A 10,911-nucleotide genomic window follows, 5' to 3' on the forward strand; every position below is an offset into this window, starting at 1 on the left:
CGAGACAAGCTGGACACCGAACGCGCTGCCACGCTCGAAGAACTGGGAGTGCTGTAGGAGTCTCTGCCAGCCGGTACAGGGGCCGGGGCTCTCGCCGTCGGCCGCCGGGGCCGTGTACGGTCCACTGGAAGAACTCGGGGTGCTGTAACACAGTGGGACCCAGAGAACGCGCTGAGCGGGCCGCCAGGACACAGCCCGCTCACCGCCGACAATCCCCGCACACCGAGCTACAAACAGCCTCCGCCGCGACGAGCCCGGCAGCCCCGGGACACGTCGGAACACCCCGCATCGGCAGGGAAGACCTCGTCAGCTTCGGCACCGGCGTGCTCTCCCACGGAACACCCCCGCGCCAGCAGAAAGGACATCGACGGTGGGTCTGTCAAACGTTCGACTCTGTCTCACATCCGGTGGTGACAGAGTGCGAGAACTGGGCGCCACCGCCTCACAGGAAGTGCATCCGGTGCTCTGACCTCGATACTCCGCAGCAGACAGCAGCACATCGAAGACGCCGAAGTTGTCGCGCCGGCCTCTCACGGAGAGGAGCCGACCTGTCGGCCGCGGCCGGAGAACGACTGTCGCGATGCGCTTACCTGCGGTTTCTGAGCGATGACCTGTCCACCATCCCGTGACTGGCTGTCACCACCGAACGTGAGACAGAGCCAAACGTTCGGTGTAACCGGGGTGGTTGAGGTTACTGGCGGGCCGCCGACAGGCGGCCGTCGAAGGTGATGTCAAAGGCGTTCAGCGCAGTCTTCCAACGGCTGGTCCAGCGGGTCTGACCCCGGCCGGTGGGGCCGAGGGACATGATCGCCATGTAGACGCACTTGAGTGCGGCGGTCTCGTTGGGAAAGTGTCCACGGGCCTTGACCGCACGCCGGATCCTGGCGTTGACGGACTCGATCGCGTCCGTGGTGCAGACGATGCGGCGGATCTCGGCATCGAACCGCAGGAACGGGGTGAACTCTTCCCAGGCGTTCTCCCACAGCCGCACGATCGCCGGATACTTCCGGCCCCACGTCTCGGCGAACTCGGCGAACCGCTCCAGGGCGGCCTCCTCGGCCGGCGCCGTGTAGACGGGCTTCAGGACCCTGGCGATTTTGTCCCAGTCCTGGCGGGCGGCATAGCGGAAACTGTTGCGCAGCAGGTGGACCACGCAGGTCTGCACCACTGTGCGAGGCCAGACGGTCTCGACCGCGTCGGGCAGGCCCTTCAGCCCGTCGCAGACCAGCATCAGCACATCGTTCACGCCGCGGTTCTTGATCTCGGTGAGGATGTGCATCCAGTGCTTGGCGCCCTCGCCGCCGTCGCCGGCCCACAGGCCCAGGATCTCCCGCCGACCCTCGACGGTGACCGCCAGAGCCACACAGACCGGCCGGTTGGCCACCGCGCCGTCCCGGATCTTGACGTGGATGGCGTCGATGAAGACCACCGGATAGACCGCATCGAGCGGCCGGCTGAAGCCATTCGGCCATGCCGTCCAGGACCTTGTCGGTGATCGTGGAGATCGTCTGCCGGGAGACCTCCGCGCCGTAGACCTCGGCCAGGTGGGCCTGGACCTCGCCGGTGGTCAGCCCCTTGGCGGACAGGGAGATCACCATCTCGTCCACGCCGGTCAGGCGCTTCTGCCGCTTCTTGACGATCTTCGGTTCGAAGGAGCCCTCCCGGTCGCGGGGCACGGCTATCTCCACCGGGCCGACATCGGTCAGCACGGTCTTGCTGCGGGTGCCGTTACGCGAGTTGCCGCCGTTCTTCCCAGCCGGGTCGTGTTTGTCGTAGCCGAGGTGGTGGGTGATCTCACCCCTCCAGGGCGGACTCCAGCAGCCGCTTGGTCAGCTGCAGGCCCTCGGCCTGGGCCCGCCCCACCAGCTCGTCGATCAGCCGGTCGTCCACGGCCTTCGACGGCTGCGGCCTACTCGGCTCGATGGTCTCGGCCTCGGTCACGTTCTCACTGGTCATCGATGCATCTTCCTTGATCAGGAGTTACACCGAACGTTTTACAGTCCCACGCGCCGCACAGCGACGAGCGGCAGGGGACCACACCACGTGACAGGCGATCGTCATCGCTGTACCTCTGTGAAGACCTGCGGAGGCACGTGGGCCGAAGCAACAGTTCGACGTCATCCCGGCCGGGCAACATGACGAGGGCGCGGCGGCACATTGGGGCCGATCTCGGCTACCTGAAACGGCAGTTGACCGACCCGTACCAGCCTGCCTGATGAGGAAGTGCCTCCTCTACGCCTCAGTAGCTGTTGGGCCTTGACCCCGAATCCTGGACAAGGAGGCGCGGGGGGTATGGAGCGGGCTCGACTGTGACCGGGCCGTTCGGGCAGTCGGCCACCGTCTCGGTAAGGGCGCGGTGTTCGGCGGTGTCCAGGGTGAGCTGCCAGCGGGTCTTGACCGCGATCCACTCGGTCACATAGCGGCAGTGCGCGGCGGTGGTGGGCGGCATCCAGGTGGCGGGGTCCTGGTCGGCTTTGGAACGGTTGGCGCGGGCGGTGACGGCGACCAGGGACCGTTCGTCGCCGAGGTCGTTGGCGAAGGCTTGGCGGCGCTGGGCGCTCCAGGTGGAGGCGCCCGAGTCCCAGGCCTTGGCCAGGGGGATGAGGTGGTCGATGTCCAGGCCGCGGGGGCCGGTGAGGTAGGTGTCGTCGTACCAGGAGTACCAGCGGCCGCCGGTCAGGGTGCAGCGGCCGGTTCTGGTGGGCGGGTCGACGGCTTCGGCCAGCAGGACCTCGGGCCGGGTGGTGCAGCCGTCCCGGTCGGCGTCGATCCAGTGTCGGAAGGCGTCGCGGTCGTAGCCGGTGCGGTCTTCTGCCTGGACCGGCAGGACGGCCAGGGCTTCGCGCAGCGGCGCGGTCACGGTGGTGGTCTCGGAGGCCGTCGGCAGGACGGGGCGGCAGTGGCGAGCACGGCGAGGGTGGCCAGGGCGGCGGCGGTGGCGGTACGGAAGGCGGATCTCATGCCCGCATGCATGGGCTGCGGGACGGGCCCGTATGCCGTCCGGGGCCGTACGCCATCCGGGGGAATGAATATCCACCTCAACACCACACCGGTGACAGTGGCCAGGACGGCACAGGCTCCCGGCCCGGCCGAAGAAAGAGAAGTGCGCCCGGCACGGCGGGCATGGCGCGCCCCCATGCAGGGGTGTGGGGCGTGGTGGGGTGTGAGCGGGCTGGCTGCGGCCTTCTCATCAAAGGGGGGGTGTGTCGCGGTGTCGGCGGGGCGCGGTGCTGGGCTGGGTTTCGCCGACTTCGCGACCGGCCGGCCCAGGCGGCTGTCTGGGCCGGGCCCGCACTCCCCTTCCGGGGGGGCGGAGGTCAGCGGACGTCGAAGGAGTGGGTCTGGTGGGTGTTGTTGCCGCAGGCGTACACCCGGGCGTAGGTGGGGGCGCCGGTGCCGTAGGGGAACAGGCACTTGCTGTGGGCCAGGTTGCGCAGCCGGTACCGGTCGGGCTTGGTGGAGTCCTCCAGGGTGAAGGTCTGCTCCCTCCACCGGGAGTCGCACGGGCGCTGCTGGAGGGCTTCGGTGTCGCCGCCGTCCACGGCGGTGACGCACATGTCGCTGTGGAGGTTGCGCAGCAGGAAGGTGGTGCCGGTGACCGGTTCGATGGCCCACTTCTGGGCCAGGTCCTCGGTGTCGCTCTGGTACTGGATCTGAGCGCCGCCGGCCGTGGAGTTGCCGGCGACGCCGAGGACGAAACCGGACTGCCAGTTGCGGACCTTGGTGCCGCTGAGCGGCCCGGCCGCATCCGCGGTGCCGGCTGCCAGAACGGTCATGCCCAGCGCGACGGCGGCACTGAGACAAGCGGAACGAAGACGCATCGGGGAGTTCCTCTCTTGAGAGGCCGCCAGACCGCACGGCCACACCAATTCATCACTAACGGTATACAAGCAGTTTCATTCGGTGACCATCCAGGGGCGGCCGGACCACTCCACGCGAACGTGTCACACCCCGCCGCCCAAACCCCGACCTTGAAGCACCACCGGAAGACACCCGCACCACCACACGCCCCCACCCCTGGTTCCACCACGCGAAGACCAAAGCCGCAGACACCCCGGGACACCGAGGCAGACGGGCCCAGCACCCAGAGCCGCCCCGCCCGTGCCGGATCACACGGCAACCACAGCACACCCAGGCGGGCCGGACGCCCCTCGGAGGGGTGAGTGTCTAATCAACGACACACCCTCGGTTCGCAGCCGCACGAGGAACGTACGCAATGCGTTCTCCTTCCGTACGCCTACCGGAGGCGGTGACTCGCGCTGGCTCGGGGACCGGCGCGGCCCCTAACTGCCCATCAGCTGTGTGCGGTTCGGCTACAGGTAGGCGATGATGCCGAACTGGTGCATCAGGTCGGTGAAGGTCTCCTGGGCACTCGCGCATAGGTGGTCGTCCTCGTCGGCCGGAGTGATCAGTGCCGTGATGGGCTGGATGTGGCGGGGCCGGTGTGCGTGGTCGGGAATGGACCGGAAGCCGCCGTACTCGGTGATGACCGGCGTCAGGGGCACCGGTTCGGCGGTGGCGATGGTCGCTGTGACGTTCACGGAGCTGTCCACGCCGAGGTGGCGGGCCAGTTCACGGGCGAGGGCGAGGGCGTCGCGGCAGCTGGCTCCGACGATGTCCGCGTCGACCAGGATGCCGTCCGCTTCGGGGGCTTCCGTGTCGTCTCCGCGCAAGGCCTTCCATGACAGGTTGACCGCGAGGACGGTGCTGCCGTCGTGATGCAGCTCGGTGTAGATTTCCCGGCCTGTGCGCAGTGGCAGCGTGCTGAAGACCCAGCGGCGCAGCCCGGGCCGGGGGTGGGACGAGACCACCTCGAGCCCGGTCAGCGGGCCTGCGGCCAGGCGGTTGCGGGTCAGTTGCTGGGAGCGGGCGCGGGCGGTTGCGCACAGATCGGAGGCCTTCTCCCGTGCGAGGGGCGGCGCGGTGCGGGGCAGGGATTGTTCCGGGCGGGCGACGGCGACGAACCAAGCGGAGGGATCGGCCTGGTCGGCGAGGGAGTTGTCCAGGGCATGGGCGAGGAGCCGGTCGGTTTCGTCCTGGGCGTGCTGAGTGCGGGTGAAGCGTTCACGGTAGGCGCGCTCGATCTGATATTCGGCCATCCAGGCGGTGTGGTCGCGGTCGCGGTAGGGGACGACGGCGGCCTGCTGGTCCTTGTCCTTGGCGGCGGTGCCGTAGACGTGGTGGGGGGCCATGGGGCTGGCGGGGACATCGATGATCAGGAAGCTGAGATGGCCGTCAGGTGAGGCAAGTGTGGTGAAGGTGAGGTCGGGCAGGTAGGGCTGGACGTGGTTGCGGATCCACTGCGCGTACTGCTGGGTGTTGACCTCGCCGGGGTTGATACCGACCGGCACGGTGGTCTTGTCGGTGACGCCGTAGATGAGCAGGCCGCCGCGGGTGTTGGCCATCGCGGCGACGTCCTTGGCCAGCTCGTTCCACCGGCCCTCGCGCGGAGGCTGCGGCAGGTGTTCCTTCCAGTCCAGGTCGTCGGACTCGGCCAGGTTGGCGTCGGCGGCCTGCTTCACCATGTCGAAGGTAAGCGGGCCGGGCGGCGTACCGAGGTGCTCGTGCAGTCGCGTCCAGGAACGGGCCATGCCCGGCAGCATACGAAGCGTCACTGACAATGCCGTGCCCGTGTGAGAAGCCTAGCTGCGTCCCGTCCTGCCCCCGGGGTGCGGGCGGAGCTGTGGGCCGATGAGGACCTGCCCGACGACGGGCCGCCTCCGGCGGCGGTCGTGCACCTGGCCGCGGCGATCGGCTTGGGCCCGGAAGAGGTCGGCGCAGACGCCCTGGCCGAGGCGCTCGCCGCGATGGGGGGGTTCGGTCTGACCGTGGAGGACTGGGCGCGGCCGAGCTCGGTGAGGCGCCCGCAGTGGACTGGAGCCCGCTCGGCCACGTGGCCCTTCCGCTGGAGCAGGTCCGGCAGGCGAGCTGGGAAGAGCTGATACAGGCCCGCACGGTGCTGACCGGGCTGCGGCCCTTCTACGCCCTGTATGTGATGCACGGCCTGTTCATGCCCGACACCCCGGCCCTGGCCGCGCTGCGCGCCCGGATCGACGAACGCGGCCTGGGCTCGCCTCTCACTCAGATGATCTCCATCGACACCGGCCCCCGGCAGTTCGCCGACGCGCTCCTGAGCTGCCTGGACCCGATATGGCACGAACTCCACCAAGCCCTGATGGACCAGCTCCAGGCCGATCCGGACCTGTTCTGCCTGCCCGGAGACCACACCCGCGCCACCGGCTTCGTGGAGTCCTGGATCCGCGCCCTGCGCGAGCAGACGCAGCTCGCTCGCAGCCGCCGGCGGACACGTCCGCCGGGTCGGTGAGTTCCGGCGGTTGGTGTCGCAGTCCTCCTGCGGCCGCACGGATGCTCCTGCCCGCACCTCGTCCAGCCGTGCTGGTCTGCCCCGCATCCGGCAAGGCCGCCCCGCCTTGCCGGGCGCGCGGCGGGGTCGGAGCCGCGCGGCGGGGTGGGGTTTTCGGCCGGATCCGCGGATACGGCGGCCCCGGGGCCGGACACTAGGCCATGATGAGGCGTCACTTCTCCAGCATGGGAGGTTGCTGTGGGGGATCACCGCAAGCCGGAGCCCGACCCCGGGCAGGGCACCCCGCCGCCGGGGAACGCCGACGGGCAGGTGCCCACCCCGCCGCCGGGCGGCGGCAAACACAAGAAGGACTGACCCGGTGCGCCTCGACGAGCGGTCCGCCCATCTGGCCGGGGCCATGGCGGAGCGCGGTCTGTGGCCCGAGCGCTCGCCATGGATCCGCCGGGCCGTCGAGGCTCTGCCCCGGCACCGGTTCGCTCCCGACCGGCTCTGGTCCTGGGACGGGTCCGCCGGTGTCTACGTACCGGTGGATAGGGCGGCCGATCCGGGGCGGTGGGCGGCCGAGGTCTACGCCGGGCCGGATGATCCGGCCGTCACCCAGATCACCGACGGACTGGCGTCCTCCAGCCTGTCGTGTCCGGCGGTCGTGGTGGACATGCTCGACTCGCTGCTGCTGGAACCCGGCCGACGGGTGCTGGAGCTGGGAACGGGCACCGGCTGGAACGCCGCGCTGCTCGCCCACCGCACCGGACCAGGCCGGGTAACCTCCGTCGAGGTCGACGCATCCCTGGCCGCCGGCGCCGAGGCGCGGCTGGCAGCGGCCGGCGCCGAGGTGGCCGTCCGGGTCGGGGACGGGGCGGCCGGATGGCCGCAGGACGCGTCGTATGACCGGCTGATCGCCACCTACGCCGTCGAGGAAGTCCCCTGGGCGTGGGTGGAACAGACCCGGCCCGGCGGGCGGATCGTCACCCCCTGGGGACGCCTGGGCCACGTCGCCCTCACCGCCGCCCCCGATGGGCGCTCCGCGACGGGGTGGATACAGGGGTTGGGGATGTTCATGCCCGCCCGCGGCACCGACCCAGGCGCACCGTTCCACCGCGTCCGCGACCGGCATCCCCTGGAGGTGGAGGCGCCGTTCCCCCGCGCCCTGGGGCCGCTGGCCGGGCCGGAGGGCGGGCACCTGCTGTTCGCGCTGCGGGTGCTGCTGCCCGAGGTGCACATCACCACCGAAACCGGTGACAGAGGCGGGGTGACCGCGTGGCTGCACGACGGCCACTCCTCCTGGGCCACCGTGGACTCCCGCAACGGCCCCGGCTCGGCGGCCGTGGCCTACCAGGGCGGGCCCCGCCGCCTGGCCGACGAAGTACTGCGCGCCTGGACGGTGTGGGAGGAGCGCGGCGCGCCGGGGCTGTACGACTTCGGCCTCACCCGCGCCGAACACGAGCAGTGGATCTGGAGCGGCGACCCGAACGGCCCCCGCTGGCAGCCACTGACCCCCGCAGCAGTGCGCTGACCTCCGCGGCCGGCCCGGCCGTAGTGGCGAAGGCCGGAGTGGTGCCTTGGTCGTCCCATGCCACCGTGGTCTGTGGGCTTTGCGAGGGCTTTGGGGCAGGTCTTGCTGCGCAGGGCCGCCCTCAAAGAGGGCCGGGCCCTGTGGCCGTGCGCCGCCGGAGGCAGGGAAGGGGTCAGCCGGGCATGCCGGACTGCTCGGCTTTCAGGTCGTCCTCGATGAAGGCCACGGCCTCACGGCCCACCCCGAGCGCGCCGAGGAGAAGGTCCAGTACCGGCTCGACGTGGTCGACGGCTGCCTCGCCGGCACCGGCCTGACTCTCAACGACTGACCGACATCACAAATTCAAGTTCAGTACTCCACTGCCCATCTCCAAGCGGAGCCGGATCGAGCAGCTTCATGACCGACGGCGGCGGGTCCGTCACCGTGATGCGCCGGTCCTCCAGAAACCGCTGGACGCCGACCATGTCGAGCCGCATCGCGGACGGCACGAGGTGGAGCGAGGCACCGGTCAGCAGGGCGCCGAAGACCTCGAACACCGACACGTCGAACCCACAGGACGCATAGCCGAGGAAACGATCCTGCGGAGTACGCTCGAAGAGCGTCCGGATGTTCTGGATGAACCCCAGAATGCTGTCGTGGCTGATGAGCACGCCCTTCGGCGTACCCGTGCTGCCCAAGGTGTACATCAGATACGCGACCGTGTCCCCGCCGGGGACGGCCTCGGCATCGTCGGTCGCGTCCGAAAGGTCCGCTGGCAGTCGGAACTCCAGCGCGGGCGCGACTCCGGCCGTCGTCGCGTCGCAGATCACCCGCTGCACCGCAGCGTTCTCGATGATCGTCGCGATACGGCCCGGCGGGTTCATCGCGTAGATCGGCACGTACACGGCACCCATAGCCATCAGCGCCAGGAGGGTCGCCGGGAAATCCGCCGACGGAGCGAGCGCGACGCCCAGTCGATCGCCGGCACCGACCCCGTTGGCCGCCAAGTGCACGCGGATCGCCTCCACGCGCCGCCGCAGCTCGCCGTAGGTCACCACCTCGTCGGGTGTGCTGACGGCCACGCGCTGCTCGTGCTCCTCCGCAACACGGCAGAAGTGCGTGAAGACGTTGCCGGTGGGCGTCGGCACCGTGTTCCCCTTGCCCAGACGCGCCTGCACGTCACGGGAATCCTCGTCATGTGCCCACGACTGCCGAATGCTGGTGTCCGGCATGGACACCGCCCTGCGCAGAATGCCGACGAACACCCGCTGCATGGTCGCGATCGTCTCGGCGTCGAAGATATCGGTGTTGTACGCGGTGTGGATCTCCAGATCCGCACCCTTTTTCGTGACCGTCCAGGACTGGAAGAACTTCGCGCGCGTGGTGTCCGGCTCCCGCTCGACGGCGGATATATTGAGGCGGAACTGTTCAGTTGCCTATTCGAGGGTGTAGCGGACGTGGCGGGCGTGGAAGTAGCCGCGGATGTGGCGGGGTTGGCGCTGGCGGCGGTGGAGGAAACGTCGGGTCTCGCGGGCGAGGTCGTCGGCTGAGCGGGCGCGGGCGGCGTGGACGTGGCGTTTGAGGTCCGCGTTCAGGACAGGGTCTTTGCGTGAAGTGATCTTGTCCGGTTTCATCCGGTGAGGCCGAGGGCGGTCAGGGGGCGGCGGGGGTCGCGAGCGGTGTGGCGGAGAGCGGCGGCGATGTTCGTGTGTCCGTCCTGCCGGTGGATGCCGATCGCGAGATTGCGCAGGGACGCCATGGTGCGAGGGAGATGGCTGGTTCGGATCTTGGAGTCGTCCTCGTGGAAGGTGCGGTCGCGGACGTGGCGGAGGAGGTTCTCGATCCCCCAGTGGCCGCGGATCCAGGCGGCGAGCTGGGCGCCGGTGGCCTGGCCGGGTTCCAGGCTGGTGATCAGGTAGACGCGCTCGATGGAGAGCTTGCCGGTGCCCAGGTCGCGGCGCCAGCGCACGACTTGGAGGGCCTGGGCCGCGTCGGGGTAGTCGATGTGGGCGAACGCGGCGGTCTTCAGGCGGCGGATCTCCGTGCGGTGGTGGGCGCGGGTGCGGTCGTAGTGGTCCAGGGCGATCTCGCGCCAGGGCAGGCGGCGGATGCGGTCGGACAGGCCCGGGTGGTTGCGCTTGACGACCGCGATGTAGTGGGCGCCGCGTTCCCGCAGGTAGGAACCGTGGGCGTGCTGGGTGTGCAGGGCGTCCGCGGTGATCACGGCGCCGGTCAGGTCGAGGGTGTCCAGCAGGGGTGCGAAGGTGGGGATCTCGTTGCTTTTGTCGGCGACCTGGCACTGGGCCAGGACGTCTCCGCCGTGCGTCATCGCGGCCAGCAGGGCGGTGGCCGACCGGGTCGGGGTGCGCGAGCCGCGCACGGTCTTGCCGTCCACGGCGATCGGCCGCAGTCCGCCGGTGTCGGTGGTGCCGCTGGTCCGGGCGCTGAGGAAGGCGCCGATCGCCTGGTCCAGGGCGTCGCCGTCCAGACGGGCGAGCAGGCGGCGCACGGTGGCCGGGTGCGGGACGAGGACCCGGCCGGTCAGCGGGTCCGGGGCGAAGCCCAGAGCTCGTAGCGTCCAGCACGGCGCGTCCGCGATCCATTCGCCGATCGCGGTCAGGGAACGGGCGCCGGCCAGCACGCTTGCCGCTGCCGCGGACAACATCGGGGCCAGCGGATACAGGCGTCCTCGTCGATCACGTGGATCGGGTACCAGGGCCAGGTAATGGTGCAGGTCAACGGCCTCGGCGACCGGGGCAGCGGATTCGGCACGGGCCAGGTGGTCCAGCGCGGCGGGCATGGGAGATGATGCAGGAGCAGGCACGGTCTCGCTCGGTTCTCATGGGTCTCGACAACCACATGATCACCAGCACCGTGCCTGCACCGCTATCCACCCCGGACCGGGAGATGACGCCATGTCACGGGCGAGACCCCCGAACCGGACCGATCCGCTTCACGCAAAGACCCTGGCGTTCAGGATCTCGTCGGGGTTGAGCTCGGGGCTGTATCCGGGCATCAGGTGCAGTTCGATCCGTTCGGCGTTCTTCTCCAGCCAGGCGCGGACGGCCTTGCTGCGGTGGACGGGGTGCCGGTC

9 protein-coding genes and 1 pseudogene are annotated in these 10,911 nt (G+C 69.8%); 3 read left to right on the forward strand and 7 right to left on the reverse strand.

The genetic code is table 11. The features are described from left to right. Positions 1–691: 691 nt before the first annotated feature. The 4 genes and pseudogenes from LJ221_RS21045 to LJ221_RS21065 all read right to left on the reverse strand — a co-directional run bounded on the left by LJ221_RS21045 (position 692) and on the right by LJ221_RS21065 (position 5,591). Positions 692–1,956 (reverse strand): annotated as a pseudogene (locus LJ221_RS21045) (IS256 family transposase). Positions 1,957–2,239: 283 nt separating this feature from the next. Then, positions 2,240–2,860 (reverse strand): HNH endonuclease family protein, encoded by a 621-nt coding sequence (locus LJ221_RS21050; protein WP_308314834.1) that lies wholly within the window; start codon positions 2,858–2,860, stop codon positions 2,240–2,242. Positions 2,861–3,317: 457 nt separating this feature from the next. Further along, entirely contained in the window at positions 3,318–3,821 is a 504-nt protein-coding gene (locus LJ221_RS21060) for an RICIN domain-containing protein (protein WP_241718298.1), read from the reverse strand. A gap of 492 nt (positions 3,822–4,313) precedes the next feature. After that, the gene (locus LJ221_RS21065) at positions 4,314–5,591 is read right to left on the reverse strand and encodes a helix-turn-helix domain-containing protein (protein ID WP_241718299.1); all 1,278 of its coding nucleotides are present in this window, start codon (positions 5,589–5,591) and stop codon (positions 4,314–4,316) included. Positions 5,592–5,869: 278 nt separating this feature from the next. On the opposite strand from LJ221_RS21065, the gene LJ221_RS21070 reads away from it, so the two are divergent. Both LJ221_RS21070 and LJ221_RS21075 read left to right on the forward strand, forming a co-directional pair. After that, positions 5,870–6,325, forward strand: coding sequence for a hypothetical protein (locus LJ221_RS21070; protein WP_241718300.1), 456 nt, complete (start codon positions 5,870–5,872; stop codon positions 6,323–6,325). Positions 6,326–6,683: 358 nt separating this feature from the next. Then, positions 6,684–7,838 (forward strand): methyltransferase domain-containing protein, encoded by a 1,155-nt coding sequence (locus tag LJ221_RS21075; protein ID WP_241718301.1) that lies wholly within the window; start codon positions 6,684–6,686, stop codon positions 7,836–7,838. 317 nt (positions 7,839–8,155) lie between these two features. On the opposite strand, the gene LJ221_RS21080 is transcribed toward LJ221_RS21075, so the two are convergent. Continuing rightward, complete coding sequence (locus LJ221_RS21080; RefSeq protein WP_241718302.1) at positions 8,156–9,091, reverse strand: AMP-binding protein; 936 nt, start codon at positions 9,089–9,091, stop codon at positions 8,156–8,158. A gap of 45 nt (positions 9,092–9,136) precedes the next feature. Between LJ221_RS21080 and LJ221_RS21085 the strand changes: the two genes are divergently transcribed. Continuing rightward, positions 9,137–9,367 (forward strand): hypothetical protein, encoded by a 231-nt coding sequence (locus tag LJ221_RS21085; RefSeq protein ID WP_241718303.1) that lies wholly within the window; start codon positions 9,137–9,139, stop codon positions 9,365–9,367. A gap of 80 nt (positions 9,368–9,447) precedes the next feature. Here LJ221_RS21085 and LJ221_RS21090 read toward each other — a convergent pair whose 3' ends face one another. Then, positions 9,448–10,617 (reverse strand): ISAs1 family transposase, encoded by a 1,170-nt coding sequence (locus tag LJ221_RS21090; RefSeq protein WP_241718304.1) that lies wholly within the window; start codon positions 10,615–10,617, stop codon positions 9,448–9,450. A gap of 153 nt (positions 10,618–10,770) precedes the next feature. Beyond that, the coding region (locus LJ221_RS23540; RefSeq protein ID WP_302852046.1) for a transposase at positions 10,771–10,911 on the reverse strand (141 nt) is incomplete at its 5' end.

Origin of the sequence: Streptomyces sp. CNQ085 (assembly GCF_022614595.1) — a bacterium.
Taxonomy (GTDB): domain Bacteria; phylum Actinomycetota; class Actinomycetes; order Streptomycetales; family Streptomycetaceae; genus Streptomyces.